Genomic DNA, 17,818 nt, shown 5'->3' on the forward strand with positions numbered 1-17,818 from the left:
AGCTGACATTAGTCAGGGCTAAATCAGTAATACTGCGTACAATCATAGGCAAAAACCTAAATTCCTTCATTGTGTTGAAGGAATTTAGCTAAATACGTTCAATACGATGAAGGAATTTAGGTTTTTTGGCAAGTGCATGCTGGATAGTAGACGTCGGATACTGGACGTTAGACAGTGATGAATTAGACCAACAGCCAGAATCCGATATCCAACATCCAATATCCCCTTACCAGTTGGCGCGGCGGAGTTTGTCGGGCTGTACCACGCGGATACCCGTGCCGGTGGTGGCATTGCCTACTTGCTCAATGAGGCCGTCTTGCTTAAACTCGCTGAGGGTTCTGATCAGCGATTCGGTGGCGGTGCCAACTACCGAGGCCAGATCATCGCGCGAGAGTTTGATGAGGCCGTCGGGGTGTTGATCGTGGAGGCGGAGGAGGGTATCGGCCACGCGACGGCGCAGGGAGTTGTAGGCCATGCCCAGCAACTGCGTTTCCCGCTCGCTGACCCGGCCCGCCAGCAGCTGAATGAAATGGTGACTCACCTCGGGGTTTACAATCAGCAACTGCGTGAAATCATCTTTCGGAATATAAACCAACTCCGAATCTTCGAGCGTAATGGCCGAGTCGGTGTATTCGCCGTTTTCGAGCAGGGCCAGGTAGCCGAAAAATTCGCCGGGACCATACAGACCGGTGATCAGTTCCTTGCCGTCATTGTTGGTGCGAACAGTTTTAACCTTACCCGACTGCACAAAATAAAGCCGGGTTGGCTCGTCGCCTTCAGTGTAGAGATACTGCTTCTTCCGAACGGCATGCACTTTTCGATCAATAGAAAGGCTTTGTAAATCAGGCTTCTGTCGGGCATCGTTCAGGAATTGGTTTAACTGATCGGCGGCCACCGGAACCACGCCCTGATCGGTTTGGGCTTGAAGCGCCGTGGCTGCCAGGTGCTGAAACCGGTTTAGGCGACCTTCAATAGCGCTGAGCAGTTCCGACTCGTCGAAGGGCTTGGTCAGGTAGTCGTCGGCCCCGAGTTCCATGCCTTTGCGGAAGTCGTTGCGCTCGGTTTTGGCTGTCAGGAAGATGAAAGGAACACCGGCTAATTGTGGGTTTTTGTTGAAAATATGGAGTACGCCATATCCATCGAGCACTGGCATCATGATGTCACAGATCACTAGATCGGGTTTCTCGGCCAGCGCTTTTTCAACGCCAATTTTTCCGTTTTCGGCGGTGTGAACGGTGTAGCCGGTCAGTTCCAGAATCTCAGCCGTGTTTTCGCGGATAGCGTCGTTATCCTCAATCAGCAGAATTGTTTTCATAGGGAAGCGTTAAGGTAACAATTGTTCCTTTGTTCAACTCACTTTGTAGCGATACGTGTCCACCCATAAGGTCGACGTACCTACCCACAATGTGCAGGCCCAGGCCGGTGCCGGCAATATTAGCTACATTTTTAGCCCGAAAAAACCGCTCGAACAAGTGTTCCTGATCGTCGGGTGCAATGCCCATGCCCTGATCTTCCACGGCAAGTTGTAATTGTTCGTTTGCGCACAGACCCCGCACCGTCACCACTGACCCCGGCCCGGAGTACTTCACCGCATTAGAAAGCAGATTGACCAAAATTTTACGCAATAGCGAAGGGTCGAGCCAGATGTGGTCGGGGCAGGTCAGAACGGTTTGTATCGTTTGCTCTGGTTTCAGTAGCCCCTGTAAATCGCCGATGGTTTCGTCGATCAGCTTTGCCAGATCAACATCGGTAGGGTGGGGGTCAATTTTTCCTTCCTCGAGCCGACCAACCGACAAAAACTCTTCCAGAATGTCGTTGAGGTGATTGACCGACGACCGAATGCGCGACAGGTGTTTCTGCCGTTTATCCTGCTGATCGCTGTTGGGGTATTTTTCGATGAGCGTGGCAGAGGTTAGCACGGCGGTCAGTGGGGTTCTGAACTCGTGCGAGGCCATGGATACGAAACGGGACTTCAGTTCGCCCAGTTCGCGTTCGGCCGCTAAAGCCCGTGCCAGCTCGTCTTTCGATTGCTCCAGTTGGTCGAGCGTATTCATGAGGGCATGCGTACGGTCGGCTACTTTCTGTTCCAGGTCGGCATTAAGGCGTTCGATGTGATCGCGATGTGATAGCAGTTGCTGCTCGGCTTCTTTCTTGAAGGTGATATCGATGATGTAGGCCACCACATACAGTTCGCCATGAAGCCGGAAATAGCTCAGACTGACTTCGACCGGAAACACCGACCCATCCTGCCGACGCGCTTTCAGATCGCGGTTATGCCCCATAGAACGTACCTGCGGATTTTCGACAAACGATTCGCGCAGCCGGGCGTGTCCCTTTTCCACGTTCATCGGCACCAATAAATCGATTGATTTGCCGATGAGGGTATCGTCGGGATAGCCGAAGAGTTGCCGTGCCAGTTGGTTCAGTGAGATAATTTCTCCTTTGTGATTGGAGACAATGATGCCGATGGTGGCGTTGGTGAACACGGCTTCGTAGCGCTGTACACTCTCTTTCAGCTCCAGTTCGGCCCGGTGCAGCCGTTCCCGATCAAGCATCCGGACCACCACGAATAGTTGCCCTTGCTCTCTGAAGGCGTTGATTCTCAGCTTACCCCAGAATGATTCTCCATCCAGGCGCTTCAGTTCGGTTACTTCATCATGTTGTCCGTGTTCAACTACCCGGCGAATCAGATCAACGCGTTGCTCATCGGTCAGTTTCGTAGCTCTGAACGAGCGTGACCAGAGGGGATCGTTCAGAAACGTGTTTTCCGACGGGAAGCCAAGCAGTCGAATACCCGCCTGATTAACGCGCACGAATCGTTCGGTGGCCACTTCGTAGATCCCGATAAAATCGTCGCTCTGCTCAAAAAGCAGTTCGGTCAGCGTTTCGTCGTCTTTCTTGATAAACATAAGTTGATAGGAATGGTATGCGGATGATTTGGGGTACGCGGATTAAAGGGATTTAAAAAGATCAACGCGGATTTTTGGATTAAAACGGATTGACTCTGCCTCAGTAAAGATCCGCTTAAATCTAAAAATCCGCGCCAATCTGTTTAATCCCTTTAATCCGCGTACCCATTATCATCCGCGTACCCAAAAGATCAAAATCAGGTTTTGGGCTAACGAACGTCATGCTACTTGTTCAGGCAAGATGCCAATTTTACTGATGAATCACCTGTGCACAAACCGAAAGAATCTTTTTTAAGCATGAATACCATGAGTAGCACCCCGGTTATTGTGCCAGTTAGCCCAGCCGTGTTGCTGTGCTTTCTGCCGTCGGCTACTACGCAGGATGCCCTTCGGGAGCGTGCCTTTATGAGTGCCATGGCCCTGGACCTGCAGCAGCGTTTGCCTGGTTCTGTGCGGATATTAAAAGTAGATGAATCGATTCATCCAGAGGTAGTTAAGAGTTTTCATTTAACGCAATTACCCGCTTTTGTGCTGGTGCAACAAGGCATAGAGCGATGGCGGCAGGAAGGTATTCGGCGGTTCGACGAGCTGGCGTTATTACCCGGTTTGCTTAGCACCCTGCCTAAAGAGTAACCAATTGTTGGGCTATGCGCAGGTACGTTACTCCACCCTGACGGTTGACTCGCGATGTTGCCGGGCATAATCTGACGGAGACAGCCCATACAGGTTCTGGAAGGTTTTGCGGAAGTGCTTCAAATCTTCGAAACCAACCTGATGGGCAATTTCTGCGATGCGCAGATTACTGTTCGCCAGTAGTTTCGCCGCGCGTTTCATGCGTACATCCCGAATAAACTCAACCGCCGACTGCCCCGTAATGGCTTTTATTTGCCGATAGAAAGCCGATTGGCTCATGCCCATTTCGCGCACCAGTATGGGTACGGTAAAGGCAGGCTCGGTCAAATTAGCTTCAACAATCGACATGGCTTTTTCGAGCAGTTGCCGGGCTTCATCGGGAATAACCACGTCGGTTGGCTCCAGCAGAATCTGGCGCTGGTAATACTCTTTCAGCCGGTGTCTACTGTGCAGCATGGTCATTATTTTGGCGTGCAAAAGCTTCGGGTTAAATGGCTTGGCCATGTATTCATCGGCGCCGGTTTCCAGCCCTTCCAGTTCGTGCATAGCCGCCACCCGCGCCGTCAGTAACACCACCGGAATATGCATCGTTTTCGGGTGCTGCTTTATTGCTCGGCACAGGTCCAGCCCATTTCTACGCGGCATCATCACATCGCTCACTACCAGATCGGGCAACAGTTCGAGCGTTTTCTCCCAGCCTTCTATCCCGTCGGCGGCGGTAAACACCGTGCAGGTTGGTTCAAAAAGCTGTTGCAGGTAGGTGCGCAGTTCGTCGTTGTCTTCTACCAGCAGAATGCGGGCCGCGCTGACCAACGTACCTGACAAATCAGCGGCGTTGGTCGTGATTAATTCTGTGGCGGTACTTGTTGTGTCGGGCACCAGCTCTGCCAGTGGGGCCTCGTTCAGGATAGAACCCGGTAACAGGTGAGCCTGTCCGAATGGCAAACGAAGGGTAAACGTAGTACCTGCTCCAATGGCACTTTGCACCTGTACCTCACCCGAATGGGCTTCCACAAATTGCTTCACCAGGGATAGCCCAATGCCGGTGCCCATCATGCGCATGGTTTCGGTATGCGACGCCTGGTAATACGGATCGAAAATTCGGTCTACTTCGTCGGCTTTCATGCCTACGCCCCAATCGCGTACCGTGACCTGAAAATAATGGTTGGTCAGCTTATTATCCTGAAAAGTGGCGGCGCAATCCGGCGAGCCAACTACCGATACCAGCACCCTTATTTTCTGGCCCTGCTGCGTGTACTTTACTGCGTTGGAGAGCAGATTGGTCAGAATGATTTCCAGTTTACTGCGGTCGGCATACAGCATCACCGGGCCAGTGGGTGCTTCTATGGCATAGTCGAGCTGTAGTTCTTCGGCCTTCAGCTTGAAAATCAGGAAGATTTCCGTCACAAACGCCAGGGCATTGATCCGGCTCGCCCGCAGCGATACGTGCCCCGATTCGACTTTCCGAAAATCCATTAGCTGATTTACCAGCATCAGCAATTTCCGCGTTTGCTGATGAACCAGCACCACCTTGTCTCTGACGTTATGCAGGGGAACGTTACCGGCCGACACCAACTCTTCCGTTGGCCCCAGAATGAGCGTGAGCGGGGTACGTAACTCATGCGACACATTGGTGAAAAAGCGCAGTTTACTGTCGGTCACTTCTTTTTCTTTTTCAACTCTAAACTGCTCCAGAGCCAGATCATTTTTCAGGGCCTGCTGAGCCAGCTCCACACGGCGGTACAGCACTAGGGCGGCCCCGATCAGCACGGCATAAATCAGGTAGGCCCACCAGCTGCGCCACCAGGGCGGTAGAACGGTGATCCGAAGCGTGGCGGGTTGGGTAGACCACAGCCCTTCGCCGTTGCTGGCTTTGACAAGCAGCGTATAGTCGCCGGCGGGTAGGTTGGCGAAACTGGCCGTACGCTGACCGGGCGTTGGTGCTACCCACTTGTCGTTGTAGCCCTTCAGTTGGTAGGCGTAGGTATGCTTATTCGGGTTGGCAAAATTAAGGCCCACAAATTCCACCGAAAAATCATTTTCGTCGGCTTCGATCGTCAGTCGGTCTAGTTTATTGAGGGGCTTTTCCAGTACAATCCGATTATTCACCGGTTCGCCAACCGGTACCGGCTTATTGTAGAGGCGGAGGGTTGTGAGGCGCACAACGGGCGGATACGGATTGGGCCTAATCTGGCTGGGCTTAAAATAAGTTAGCCCTCTGATGCCGCCGAAGTAAAGCGTGCCGTCGGTTGCCCGGTAGGCTGCACCCACTTTATAGGAGTTGCTTTGCAGGCCGTCGGCCAGGTCATAGCGCAGCCATTGCCCGGTTGTCGGGTTGAAGCGCACGAGGCCTTCGCCGCCCAGCCAGAGCTGACCTTGCTCATCTTCCAGAATACTCTCTACGTTTGGCTCGGCAACCAGGTGCCCAAACCGCCTGATTACGTCGCGCCCCTGTTTGTCGGTTGTCAGTTGGTGAAGCCCACCGCCGAGGGTACCAATCCATAACGTACCCCGCCGATCTTTCAGTAGAGGCCAGGCATAGTTGACGCTCAGGCTGTTGGTGTCGTTGGGGTTGTAGCTGTATTGTTTTAATACCAGCAGCGAATCGGGGGTGACGCGCAGTTTTAGTACGCCCATGCCTTTGGTACTGGCCCAAAGTATGTCGCTGGCTTTGTCGTATAGCAGAAAAGTAAACTGCTTGGTTAACAGGCCGCTATTGCCGGTTGAGAAACGTTTTAAAAGCTTACCCTGCCGATCGAACCGGAGGAGCCCTATCTCGAAACTGGCCGCCCAGATGGTACCGAACCGATCTTCGACGATGCTTTCTATGCTGGTCGAAAATAACGTCGGTTGGCCGGGTAATTCCGTAAATGAAGTGAGTTTATCGCCCTGTAATCGAATAATGCCCTGATACCGGGTGCCCACCCATAACGTACCGTCGGATGCCTGGCAGAACGAGGCTATGTCGATGCCGGTAGCGTCGCCCGGTAATTGCCGACTGACGTAGTTTCGGTAGGTTCGGGTAGCCAGGTCATAGCGCGAAAAGCCATTTCGGGTACCGATCCAGAGCCAGTTTCGGGTTTCGTCTTTATAAATGGCGTTGATATAGTTGTTGGGCAGGGTAGGGCGTTGCGCGAATTGCCGTTGCAGGTTATCGAACGGTTTGTGGCGCAGGTCTACTTTATTGAGCCCTCCCGCTGATGCTGCCAGCCAGAGAATCTGAGTGCGGTCTTCAAAAATCTGGTGAATTCGCCCCGAATTGATGCTGTACGGGTCGTCATCCAGCGGCAGGAACGTATCTGGCTGATCGGTGCTAACCGGCAGACGATTCGTGCCATCGGTACTTATCTGTTTAGGCCAGACGTGCAATCCGAAGTTGGTGCCTACCCATAGTTTACCGAACGAATCGAGATAAATGCACTCAATAGCCTGAATCTGCTGGGGCAGCCGAGTGGCCTCCAACTCGCGGCGTAGCCGATGGTTTTTCTCGCTGACCCAGAATATATATTCGTTTGTGCCGATCCATAAGTCGCCCCGGTAGTCGATATGAAGGGTGCGGATAATTCGGTCTGATAATGAGGCGTGTTGAAAAACAGGGGGTTGGGTTGAATTTTTTGGCGACTTAGCGTACCACAGTCCGATCTGTGACGTGCCGATCCAGACGGTTCCGTCGCGGCTTGTTACCAACTTGGTTACGCGGTAATCTGCCCGGCCCCCCAGGGAGATTTGCTGTATGTCAACGACCTGATTCGTTGCGTTTAGTGTAAGCACGAAAAGACCCAGTTTACTGGTTCCTGCCCAGACACGGCCCTGGCTGTCAGACGTGATGGTGTTTACGGCAGCCAGATTCAACTGATTTTTGAGCCCTTCCGGTACCGATTTGGTCGTGAGTTGGCTGACGTTTATGAATCGATCATGATTGGCATCGAACAGACTAAGACCACTGCTTTCTGAACCAACCCACAACCGGCCCTGCGAGTCGGCGTGTAGAGCTGGTATGCGGTTACCCGACAAGCCGTTGCGGGTATTGACGGGTAGCGTATATTTCTTTAGGGCGTGACCATCGTATCGATTAATGCCGTTATTTGTGCCCACCCAGATGAACCCGTCCTGATCCTGAACAACGCACATGGCATCGCTGTGCGACAGCCCCTCGTTGACGGTGATGTGCTCGAAGCGAAAACGATCAGGACCACGCTGCGCCAGCCCGTCGCCGATGGTTGTTAAACCCACCACGAGAAGCCAAAGCCAGTACGTGAAAAGACGATTCATAACGAGAGGACCCTACAGCAAAAGAAGGGACTAATTTACCCCCGCCTTTTGACTAAAATACACCCTTTTGGGGACTTTTATCGGCCTATTTTTGCATTATTCATACTAACTGTTGACCGATAGTCTTGTTCGGATTCAAAAGCTAGTCGTTCTGACCTATTTCGTCTTCGCATTTATTTCTTCTGCTGTTCATGTTTTTCCCCCTCATTAAGTACGGTGCAGCCCTGGGGGTTGCCCTTGGCCTGGCTACATTGCCCCAGCGAGGTACGTTGCCCGCCGCCGTTCCCGCTCGATCGACCACCATTCGGGCCGATACCATGAACCGGCCTGAAGAAAACCGCTTCACCAAAACAATACTTTCCAACGACCTCAACGAGCCGATGGAACTGGCTGTGGCCCCCGATGGACGCGTATTTTTTGTGGAACGGGCGGGCAAATTCTACGGCTACGACCCTACCCAAAAGAAGACCCGCCTACTCTATGATTTCCCGGCCAAAGCCGTTGATAAGTACCTGAACGGCCTGTTGGGTATGACTATCGACCCCAACTTTGCCAAAAATCACTTCCTCTACTTCTTCTACACGGTTCAGGATCAGCAACAGCAGACCAAACAGCGTATTGCCCGGTTTACCATCAACGACGACAGTAGTCTGGATGTAGCTTCCGAAAAAGTGATTATCGAATTTCCGATCGATCTGGAAGTAAGCGCCCACACGGGTGGATCGATGTGCTGGGATGCCAACGGAAACCTGTTCATTTCGACTGGCGACAACACCGTGCCTTTCGAGTCGGGAGGTCACGCGCCCATTGATGCGCGGGCAGGTCGGCCTACGTTCGATGCCCAGCGGTCGGCGGGAAATACGAACGATTTGCGGGGTAAAATCCTGCGTATTCACCTCGAGCCCGACGGTCCCGCAGGTACGTTGCCCTACACCATTCCGGCGGGTAACCTGTTTCCGGTGGGTATGCCCAACACCCGCCCCGAAATTTATGTGATGGGTTGCCGCAACCCCTACCGGATTTCGGTCGATCCAGCCACGTCGATTTTATATTGGGGTGAGATTGGCCCCGACGCAGGCACCGATGGCAAGCAGGGACCACGCGGTTACGACGAATTCAACCAGGCTAAGAAAGCAGGTAACTACGGCTGGCCTTACTTCGTGGGCGACAGCAAACCTTATTTTCAGTATGATTTTGCGAGCAAAGAAGTTGGTCCGCTCTTCGACCCCAATGCCCCCGTCAATAACTCGCCCAACAACACCGGCCTGAAGGTGCTGCCGCCTACGCAGAAAGCAATGGTGTGGTATCCGTACAACAAATCCGATGAGTTTGCGCAGTTGGGCGTGGGTGGCCGTTGCGCCATGGGTGGCCCGGTTTATCATTACGACGCCGCGCTGAAATCGAGCACCAAAATTCCTGCTTACTACGATAAAGCCCTGTTCGTGTATGACTGGATGCGCAACTGGGTGTATGCCGTACAACTGGACAATAACCAGAATTACCAGTCGATGGACGCGTTTATGCCTACATCCGGTGATTTCCGCCGCCCGGTCGATCTGGAGATTGGTCCTGACGGAAGCATGTACATGCTGGAATATGGCTCGGTATACGGTATTGACAATGAAGATGCCCGGTTGGTACGAATTGATTTCAACGGCGGAAACCGCGCACCGGTAGCCCAGGCAATTGCCACCGATACCATTGGTCTGGCTCCGCTGACGGTTGCCTTCAAAGGCGATAAAAGCCGCGATTTCGACACCGGCGATCAGGTACGTTACGCCTGGCGTTTCGAGGGTAATGCGGTAGCGTCGACCGAAGCCAACCCAACGTATACGTTCCGAAAAAACGGCATCTACAAAGCCATTCTGACCGTGACCGATCAGTCGGGTAAAGCGAGTGCCGACACCGTGACGGTACGGGTAGGCAACACCCGCCCGCAGGTGGCCATTGCGGTACCGCAGAACCGAACGTTCTTCCCGCCCACGGCCGTACCGCTGGCCTATGCCGTGACCATTCGCGACAAAGAAGACAAGGTGATCGATAAGAAAAACGTGAAGGTGGTGCTGAATTACATTCCCAAAGTGAGCAACGAGCCGCTCATGGGCCATCAGCAACTGACCTCGACTTTCAGCCTGGGTAAATCGCTGATTGCCGGTTCTGACTGTAAAGCCTGTCATCAGCTAAACGCCAAATCAGTGGGGCCGTCGTTTACAGAAGTCTCGAAACGGTACCGCGATGACAAATCGGCAATTGCCAAACTGGCCAACAAAGTCATCATCGGCGGCGGCGGTGTCTGGGGCGAACACGCCATGAGTGCGCACCCGCAACTGTCGCGCGAAGAAGCGTCGGAAATGATCAGGTACGTATTGTCGGTGGGGAACGAGCCTACGGAGAACAAACTGCCACAGCAAGGCAAACTGACCCTGAACGAGCACGTAGGAAAAGAGCAGCAGGGCCGGTACGTGCTCACAGCCTCGTATACCGATAAAGGCCCCGTTACTGCAACCGTTGCCAACCGAAAATCTCCGCTAGCCCTGACCAAAACCGATGTGCTGGTGTTGCGCCCGAACAAAGTGTTGGGTAGCGAAGCCGATGAGCTGAACAACATCAGTCGGCAGGGTAAACGCCTGGGCAGCATTCATCATCAATCGTATTTCGTGTTGAAGAACATTGATCTGGCGGGTATTGGGCAACTGACGTACCGTTATTCATCGAAAGACCGGGCGGCTACGGTTGAGGTGCATACCGATTCGCCAACGGGACCAATAATCAGTACCTTAGCCTACGAACCAACCGGCGGCTGGAACACGTACAAAGAGCTGACAGCTCCAGTTTCGGGTGTAGGTGGTCAGCACGATCTGTATTTCGTGTTTGTGAAGCCCACCACGCCCAACCGCGACCTGTTTAGTCTGGAATGGCTACTGTTCAACCCAACGGTAACCGCCGTACAATCAGTTAAAACTGGTACGTCAGGGAGATAGGGTTTGAGGTTTGTAGTCTGTGGTTTGTAGTTGCGCTGCCAAGTCACGGTCACGTTAAGAAGCAGCGCAACCACAAACCACAGACTACAAACCTCAAACCTTTCACTCCCCCTTCTCTATGCGCCAATCAATCATCACCATCGGCCTTCTCTTCATCACCAACTTATGTGTGGCTCAGAAGGTCAGAGACAAAGACTGGGTTCAGCTTTTCAACGGTAAAGACCTGAGCAACTGGAACCTGAAAATCACTGGCCACCCGCTCAACGACAACTACGGAAATACCTTCCGCGTGGCCAACGGCAACATGGTGGTGAACTACGACCAATACAAGGCTTTCGACGAGCAGTACGGGCATATTTTCACGAAACAGAAATACTCGGCCTATCTGCTGGTAGTCGAATACCGGTTTGTGGGCAATCAGGTGAAAGGCGGACCGGGCTGGGCCACGCGTAACAGCGGGGCGATGCTGCACGCACAGGCACCCGAAACGATGGGCCTCCAGCAGGACTTCCCTATTTCGCTGGAAACGCAGTTTTTGGGCGGTGACGGACAGCGCGAACGCCACACGGCCAACTTGTGTACCCCCGGCACCAACGTGGTGCTCGACGGGAAGTTGTTCACGCCCCACTGCATCGACTCGAAATCGAAGACCTACGCAGGTGAGCAGTGGGTACGTGCCGAAATGCTGGTACTCGGCGATTCGCTGGTGCAGCACATCATGGAAGGCGACACGGTGTTGAGCTACACTAAACCGCAGATTGGCGGTGGAAACGTCAGCCATGCCGACCCCGCTGTCAAGGTCGATGGCAAGCCTCTTCGGGAAGGGTATATCGCCCTGCAAAGCGAAAGCCACCCCGTTGAATTTCGCAAAGTAGCGCTGTTCAACCTGGCTCCATACATGAATAAGCCCAAGCAGCTCGCCTCAGTACTGAACCAGTTAAAAACCCGGAAGTAAGGCGAATTGTGCGCTGATTACGTCTGAGGCGCAAAGGCTTCCTCTATCTCTACAGCACGTACCAACTGCTTGTTATCCAGCAGGTACGTTCGGTCGGCTAATTCCGAATGTTGTGCTTTGTGGGTGATGAGCAGAATGCCGACTTGAGGCTGTAATTGGGTAAGAAGATTCAGTACGAAACGTTCGGTGTGGCGGTCCATAGCGGCAGTTGGTTCGTCGAGCAAAAGCAGTTGTGGCCGTTGGTACAGAGCGCGCGCCAGCGCAACCAGTTGCCGCTGCCCGCCCGACAGGTTCACGCCGTCTTCGCCCAGAATAGTCAGGTAACCCTGCGGAAACTGCTCGAAATAGGTGGAGAATCCGTAGTCGCGGCAAAACTGAACAATGGCTTCGGCTTCTTTGGCGGTGTGGCTCAGGCAGATATTATCGAGCAACGTACCTGAAAACAGCTTGATCTGTTGCGGCACCACGCCCAGAGCCGTTCGCCAGGTAGGTACGTCGATCTGGTGCCAGTCGTGTCCGTTTATCAGCAGTTGGCCGTTTTCGGGGGTGTAGAATCGTTGAAGCACCTGAAGCAGCGTGCTTTTGCCGCTACCACTTTCGCCAAGCAACGTCACACATTCGCCCCGCCGGATATTCAGCGAAATGGTATCGAGCAGTAACGCCCGGCCTGGAAACCGGAAATCCAGCCCCTGAATGGCTAATGACTCGAACGCAAACGCCGGGTCAGGTACGTGTTCGGTGGGTTCGGGCTGTAGGTTGGCGTATTCATACATGCGGTCGAAGGCGACGTGGGCTTCCTGCAACTGAATGTTGGTCAACGACAGGCTGACCACCGCCGGAATAATGGTGCCGACCAGCGTAAGCACCGCCATCATTTCGCCCAGTTGCATGGTTTTCTGCACCACCAGCCACGAAATAGCGCCCAGAATCGCCGTGATCAGCAGGGCGGCAATGACTTCGGCGGTCAGGTTGAAACGTAGCCCCAACGTACCCAACGCATAGGCCTGATCCTGATAGCGGCCGTATACGGTTTTGGTAATGGCCGAAAAAAACGATTCCCGGTTGGCCGTTTTAATCACGTCGATGCCCTGAATGGTATCCACGTAATTACTTTCGGTGCGGGCCGATGCCGCCATCACCTCGCGCTGCCCGTTGATGATGCGCCGATGATACCGCCACACCAACGCGGCAAAGAGGGGAATGCTCAGCAACGTCAGCAGGCCCACCGGCACGGCGTAGGTGAAAATGTACCCCGCCGAAATAAGCACCACCAATGCATTGATGATCACCGCGCCCGTAAGGTGGCTGATCGTGCGCTGAATACGGCCGGTGTCATTCAGCCGGGCAATGAGTTCGCCGGTTTTGCGACTGTCGAAAAACGATTTGGGCAACCGGAGCAGCGACCCGTAAAACTGATTGACAATGCGGTTGTTGAAATCGCGGCTTTGGCGATTGAGCAGCAGACCGCGCAGGAAACCTACCCCGGCCCCCGCCACTAGCAAAAAGGCCAGTAGCCCAACGCCCAACATCAGCCGTTTGGTGTCGTGTTTGGGCAGAATTTCATCGACCAGTTTCTGCGAAAAAATGGCGGTCGACAGCCCCAGCAACGCCGTAACGATGCCCAGGCCCGTAGCGATGGCCAGTAGGGGAATATCGGCCCGGACCAGCTCGAAGAGCCAGGTACGTTGTTGTTTCCGTTCGTCGGCCTGCTTCACCAGTCGCTCCGTTGGCGCCGGGTGCAGCAGCACCAGCGAGGTCCAGATCGCGGCTAGTTCATCGGTGGTTTGGTAGTGTACGCCCCGCGCCGGATCGCCAATCAGAAATTGCTGACGGGCAGCGTCCCAGCCATAGCAGACCACGTAATGCTGCAACACATTGTCGATCAGTACATGGAGCACGACTGGTACAGACACGTCGGTTTTCAGGTTTTCGATGCTATCAGCCTGCATCCCATCGGCGTCGAACCCGATTTGCCGCGCCGCCTGACACAGGCCCAGCAACGTAGTACCCTGCGAATCGGTGCCGCTCAGTTCGCGCAACCGTTCCAGCCGACTGTGCCCGCCATAATAAGCTAGGAGCGATGCCAGACAGGCCACGCCACAATCAGACTGCCCCTGCTGCCGGATCAATGTTTTCTCCAGCAAACCGACGTCAAGACCGGGCAAGGCCGCTTGGCGCGAACGAAAGGGATTTTTCATAGTCAAAGCAGTGACCGCGTAAGCCAGTTGATGAACAGCAACAACAAATCGACAAGCACAGGAATGATCTGTTCCATAAGGGATGGGGGCGAGTTTGAAGGAGGCTGGTCAAGATTTGCAATCTTGACCCTATTAACAGCGCGTTTGTAACGCGCATGATGCGTTAGCCAGTTGTTTCTGTTGGTTTGGTTGCGCGTTACAAACGCGCTGTTAATAGGGTCAAGATTGCAAATCTTGACCAGCTTTGCTCCTTACAAATGCCGGGCAATAGCGGCGATGCTGGTTTCACCCTTGAACCGGTGCGACAGCGTACCGTCGGCGTGGTAAATCAGCACATCGGGCACAGTGGCGAAACCGAAGGTGTCGTGGGCTACCTGCCGGTCTATGTGCGCTACGCGAAGGCCGGGTACGCTGGCAAGCTGATACGTTTGGGTAAACGTTTTCAGCGCCGGAACCGGTGCCGACGATAACATCACTACGGTTGCATTGGCCAACGCCGCGCCCTCTTTACGAAGCGCACGCGCCTCGCGCTGACAGTGATCACAATCGGGATCGAAATAGATCAGCACCGTTGGTTTCCCTGCCGAGGTAAGTGTAAACGGCTCGCCGCTGATAGGCTGCACCGTGCAGGCGGGCAATGTTTGGGTACGTTGGGCTACGGCTTTTTTGCGGCTGAGTTGAGTAGTGAACCCCCACACCAGATAGGCCAACGTACCCAGCAACGCCGTGGCTACGCCCCATTTTAGGTACGTTCTCATGACAGACTCACAGTTAGAAACATAACGAACACGATCCACAACGCCAGCCCCGACCCGTAGGAGGCCATAACGAGCCCAAATCCCCGTTCCAGCGAGGCGTTCATGACCCGCGCCACCCCGTAGGCAAGCGCAAACCAGTAGGCCACTTCAAACAGGTTCAGCACCTGCAACGGGTAGAGTAAATACGGCTCCACCGTAACCGGCTCAAACAGATTAAGCAAACTGAGCGGGTAGAACAGCTGGAGATCATTAAGAGTATAATCGGTCTGTATAAAGAGAAACCAGAGTATTTTTACCAAAATTGGTATAAGTAGGACAAATTCTGCTTGGATAGATACCTTGACAAATGGCCTGTAGAGCCACTTGTTAGTGACAAAGTAATATCCCAAGCTAGATACGCTTGATATAAGTGTAAATTTGATTACATAGTAAATAGGGATTATTATGTAAGATAACCATGACCACTTACTGCTTTCGTCTATAAATTTCCTTATCTGATCATACGTCATTTTATCTACAAGTGCATTAAAATAAAGTTCATCATTTATTAATAAATATTGACTTGACAAGTTCAGAATAAATGCTGACAGAAAAAATGATAGCAGTAAATTTTTGAGATTCATTGAAATTGAATTTTTTATCTAAAAATAGTGTCAAACTTATCTTTAAAGAACAAGACATAAATGATGCTTATGAAAGCAAGGAATTCTATTAGGATTACGAATATCTTCCAAACTATTTTCCTGTTCATGATATTTTATCAAGCTTTAGATTTATTGGTTGGTAAACTAGAATTTACCAACCAATAAATCTGGTTCACATTGAGATGATAGATTACCTAGCTGAAGCATCCGTAAATCGTTGCGGCTACTCCAGCCCCCATTGCCCCAGCCCAAATTCCTCCCATGAGTCCAATTGTAGCTAACCCACCTAGAATCATGCATTCGCGATTTTTACCGCCATTAATTGATGAAAGCTGATTTTGCTCAAGTTTTTTCATTTTCTTATTTTTTAACTGTACCAACATTTAGTAGCAAACACTACTGAGTCCTTCAAATAACCAATAGTTAATGGTGAAAGTGATCCTAATACAGCGGGAACTGCGAAAAAGCATGAAAGCCCTCCTGAAGTATTAATCATCTTTTCATTTCCTAATTTTTTCATAAAAATAGTAAATAAATAAACCTACTCTCTTTTCAGGCTTTTCGGTGTCCGCCTTTGTTCGTTTGAACATGACAAAGGTGGGGCGTGAATTGGCTGTACACATGAGGAAGTTTACCCATATTCTTCCTCATTTTTAGCTGGGTGAGTTTACCTATGACTTACCTATATCTTACCTAGGCGAGCAATGAAAGTAGCTGCTCGCGGTGGTTCATCACATAGCGGGTCAGATAGCTATAGCTGTTCGGAATTTTGGGCTACGTTTGTTTTATTTAATACTAAATTTTGTTGTATTCAAACTGTTTGTTTAGCGTGACAAACAAGTGAGATGGGTAACAACGTTTAATTGTTAAGGCTAAAGCATCATGAAAGAATTTCTCGTTACAACCTTTAAAATACCAATCTCCTAAAATACCGTATCTTTTCTTCTTTGTTATACTAATACTATTTCCTGATCTAGTTGATAAACTAAATTCGTAATTACCAAAGAAAATTAGCAGTTTATTGTTATTTTTCTTCTTGAATTTTACGTTTGGCTCTACAAGTAATAGTCCGTTAATAAGTTTGTCAAACATAGCAGTTGGTATGAGTTATGAATCGTTGACTACTTTCACTCTGAAAATAGTCAACGATGAGTTTTTGTATTCAATAATATCCCAAGCAATCTCGGCCACCTAATGCCGTGAGGGCACTTGCAACAGCCCCTATCCCTCCTGCTAGCATACCACCCAGCATCGCAGATAGTATCATGGAACGGCCGCATGCGTGTCCGTCCTTTATACCACTACCATCGATGGTTATCATTTCATGCTCGTGTAATTTTTTCATGGCAAAGAAAAATTTGATCAATTTTACCTACTCTTTGTCAGGCTTTTCGGTATCCGCCTTCGTTCGTTTGAACATGACAAAGGTGGCGGATGAATTGGCTGTACACATGAGGAAGTTTGCCCAAATCTTCCTCATGTGTATCTGGGTGAGTTTACCTATGACTTACCTATATCTTACCTAGGCGAGCAACGAAAGTAGCTGCTCGCGGTGGTTGATAATGTAACGGTTCAGGCTACCGGGGCCGCCACTCACCTGTAGTTTTTGGGCCATGTTATAGCGGTGATTATTAACCGTCTTTTCGCTGATAAATAATGCCTCCGCAATTTGTGGGCCTGTTTTATGTTCGCAAATACCCCGAAGAACCCGCCGTTCGGCCGCTGTTAATTCGGCAAAGCCCGGCAACGTACCTGCGGTTTTGTCGCTGCCGGTAGGCTGAAGTAGTGATGATTTGTAGAACCGGTCGTTGCTTAGCGTTTGTAGGCAGGCTGTCAGCTCAGGTAGGGTGCAGACTACGTCAAAATCCAGTTCGTCCATCAAGGCCCATAAGCAGGTTGGTGTCAGCGTATCGTCCGTCAGGCAAATTACGATCTGTGTCTGCGGGGTTGCTGTTCGTATTTGGGCAAACAGAGCCGCGTCGTTGAGGTAATTGTGTGTAACGAGCGCGAAGCGGGATTGTGTTGTTATCAGGTCGTCAACGAAGGGGCGCGTTTCTGTTTGCGACTTTCGACAGTGGAGCCCGGCTTCGTCCGAAGCAGCCATAATGAGCAGGGCGGTAGATTGGCGCGGACATAAAGCAGCAAGCGACATAGCGGATATAGTTCGGTGGGGCAGTTTGCTAACTCTGTAGTTAGTAGTGGCAAGTAACTGTATTTTTGATTTAGACGTTTACGATGTTTTGTATTTATTTTATGGGGGGGATAAATTACTGGTAATTAGTGAGTTGTGATATGTTTGGTGGGTCATTTGTGTTGTGATTCCATTGGCAGCTTCCGTTGGCTGAAGCCAACGGAGGCGCTATTTTAGAATCGGCTCGAGGGCTTCGCGGTTGGCGTGGAGCCAATCGTGGATGTCGGAGACGATTTCGCGCATGCCTTTTTCAGGTTTCCAGCCCGTGAGGGCCGTT

The 17,818-nt window shown here is 51.7% G+C and carries 12 protein-coding genes; 3 read left to right on the top strand and 9 right to left on the bottom strand.

Annotated features, from left to right (window positions below; all coding sequences use genetic code 11):
* Window positions 1-226 precede the first annotated feature (226 nt).
* Together ACAW87_RS22470 and ACAW87_RS22475 are read right to left on the bottom strand one after the other, a co-directional pair.
* Window positions 227-1,315: a response regulator gene (locus ACAW87_RS22470; RefSeq protein WP_370725900.1), complete on the bottom strand. Its 1,089-nt coding sequence runs from the start codon at window positions 1,313-1,315 to the stop codon at window positions 227-229.
* The gene (locus ACAW87_RS22475; protein WP_370725901.1) at window positions 1,293-2,909 is read right to left on the bottom strand and encodes a sensor histidine kinase; all 1,617 of its coding nucleotides are present in this window, start codon (window positions 2,907-2,909) and stop codon (window positions 1,293-1,295) included. The genes ACAW87_RS22470 and ACAW87_RS22475 overlap by 23 nt, the downstream gene beginning before the upstream one ends.
* Window positions 2,910-3,206: 297 nt before the next feature.
* Between ACAW87_RS22475 and ACAW87_RS22480 the strand changes: the two genes are divergently transcribed.
* Entirely contained in the window at window positions 3,207-3,542 is a 336-nt protein-coding gene (locus ACAW87_RS22480) for a thioredoxin family protein (protein WP_370725902.1), read from the top strand.
* A gap of 27 nt (window positions 3,543-3,569) precedes the next feature.
* On the opposite strand, the gene ACAW87_RS22485 is transcribed toward ACAW87_RS22480, so the two are convergent.
* Window positions 3,570-7,814, bottom strand: a complete 4,245-nt coding sequence (locus ACAW87_RS22485; RefSeq protein WP_370725903.1) for a two-component regulator propeller domain-containing protein — start codon at window positions 7,812-7,814, stop codon at window positions 3,570-3,572.
* A gap of 191 nt (window positions 7,815-8,005) precedes the next feature.
* Between ACAW87_RS22485 and ACAW87_RS22490 the strand changes: the two genes are divergently transcribed.
* Entirely contained in the window at window positions 8,006-10,795 is a 2,790-nt protein-coding gene (locus ACAW87_RS22490; RefSeq protein ID WP_370725904.1) for a PQQ-dependent sugar dehydrogenase, read from the top strand.
* 118 nt (window positions 10,796-10,913) lie between these two features.
* Window positions 10,914-11,750 carry a 3-keto-disaccharide hydrolase gene (locus ACAW87_RS22495; RefSeq protein WP_370725905.1) on the top strand — a complete coding sequence of 279 codons (837 nt, stop codon included), beginning with the start codon at window positions 10,914-10,916 and terminating at the stop codon, window positions 11,748-11,750.
* Window positions 11,751-11,767: 17 nt separating this feature from the next.
* On the opposite strand, the gene ACAW87_RS22500 is transcribed toward ACAW87_RS22495, so the two are convergent.
* The 6 genes from ACAW87_RS22500 to ACAW87_RS22525 form a co-directional block, all read right to left on the bottom strand.
* Window positions 11,768-13,948, bottom strand: a complete 2,181-nt coding sequence (locus tag ACAW87_RS22500) for a peptidase domain-containing ABC transporter (RefSeq protein WP_370725906.1) — start codon at window positions 13,946-13,948, stop codon at window positions 11,768-11,770.
* A gap of 251 nt (window positions 13,949-14,199) precedes the next feature.
* Window positions 14,200-14,706, bottom strand: a complete 507-nt coding sequence (locus ACAW87_RS22505) for a peroxiredoxin family protein (protein WP_370725907.1) — start codon at window positions 14,704-14,706, stop codon at window positions 14,200-14,202.
* Entirely contained in the window at window positions 14,703-14,927 is a 225-nt protein-coding gene (locus tag ACAW87_RS22510) for a hypothetical protein (RefSeq protein ID WP_370725908.1), read from the bottom strand. Before ACAW87_RS22510 ends, ACAW87_RS22505 begins: the two co-directional genes overlap by 4 nt.
* A 617-nt stretch (window positions 14,928-15,544) precedes the next feature.
* Window positions 15,545-15,706, bottom strand: coding sequence for a hypothetical protein (locus ACAW87_RS22515; protein ID WP_370725909.1), 162 nt, complete (start codon window positions 15,704-15,706; stop codon window positions 15,545-15,547).
* 439 nt (window positions 15,707-16,145) lie between these two features.
* Window positions 16,146-16,442, bottom strand: a complete 297-nt coding sequence (locus ACAW87_RS22520) for a hypothetical protein (protein WP_370725910.1) — start codon at window positions 16,440-16,442, stop codon at window positions 16,146-16,148.
* 430 nt (window positions 16,443-16,872) lie between these two features.
* Window positions 16,873-17,502 (bottom strand): helix-turn-helix transcriptional regulator, encoded by a 630-nt coding sequence (locus ACAW87_RS22525; RefSeq protein WP_370725911.1) that lies wholly within the window; start codon window positions 17,500-17,502, stop codon window positions 16,873-16,875.
* Between the last annotated feature and the right edge of the window lie 316 nt (window positions 17,503-17,818).

The sequence above is a fragment of the Fibrella aquatica genome, from assembly GCF_041321135.1.
In the GTDB taxonomy this organism is placed as follows: domain Bacteria; phylum Bacteroidota; class Bacteroidia; order Cytophagales; family Spirosomataceae; genus Fibrella; species Fibrella aquatica.

Excerpts from the sequence above, each read along its gene's own strand:
- ACAW87_RS22470 (WP_370725900.1), bottom strand. The coding sequence starts at position 1,315 with ATGAAAACAATTCTGCTGATTGAGGATAACGACGCTATCCGCGAAAAC.
- ACAW87_RS22475 (WP_370725901.1), bottom strand. The coding sequence starts at position 2,909 with ATGTTTATCAAGAAAGACGACGAAACGCTGACCGAACTGCTTTTTGAG.
- ACAW87_RS22480 (WP_370725902.1), top strand. The coding sequence starts at position 3,207 with ATGAATACCATGAGTAGCACCCCGGTTATTGTGCCAGTTAGCCCAGCC.
- ACAW87_RS22485 (WP_370725903.1), bottom strand. The coding sequence starts at position 7,814 with ATGAATCGTCTTTTCACGTACTGGCTTTGGCTTCTCGTGGTGGGTTTA.
- ACAW87_RS22490 (WP_370725904.1), top strand. The coding sequence starts at position 8,006 with ATGTTTTTCCCCCTCATTAAGTACGGTGCAGCCCTGGGGGTTGCCCTT.
- ACAW87_RS22495 (WP_370725905.1), top strand. The coding sequence starts at position 10,914 with ATGCGCCAATCAATCATCACCATCGGCCTTCTCTTCATCACCAACTTA.
- ACAW87_RS22500 (WP_370725906.1), bottom strand. The coding sequence starts at position 13,948 with ATGAAAAATCCCTTTCGTTCGCGCCAAGCGGCCTTGCCCGGTCTTGAC.
- ACAW87_RS22505 (WP_370725907.1), bottom strand. The coding sequence starts at position 14,706 with ATGAGAACGTACCTAAAATGGGGCGTAGCCACGGCGTTGCTGGGTACG.
- ACAW87_RS22515 (WP_370725909.1), bottom strand. The coding sequence starts at position 15,706 with ATGAAAAAACTTGAGCAAAATCAGCTTTCATCAATTAATGGCGGTAAA.
- ACAW87_RS22520 (WP_370725910.1), bottom strand. The coding sequence starts at position 16,442 with ATGTTTGACAAACTTATTAACGGACTATTACTTGTAGAGCCAAACGTA.
- ACAW87_RS22525 (WP_370725911.1), bottom strand. The coding sequence starts at position 17,502 with ATGTCGCTTGCTGCTTTATGTCCGCGCCAATCTACCGCCCTGCTCATT.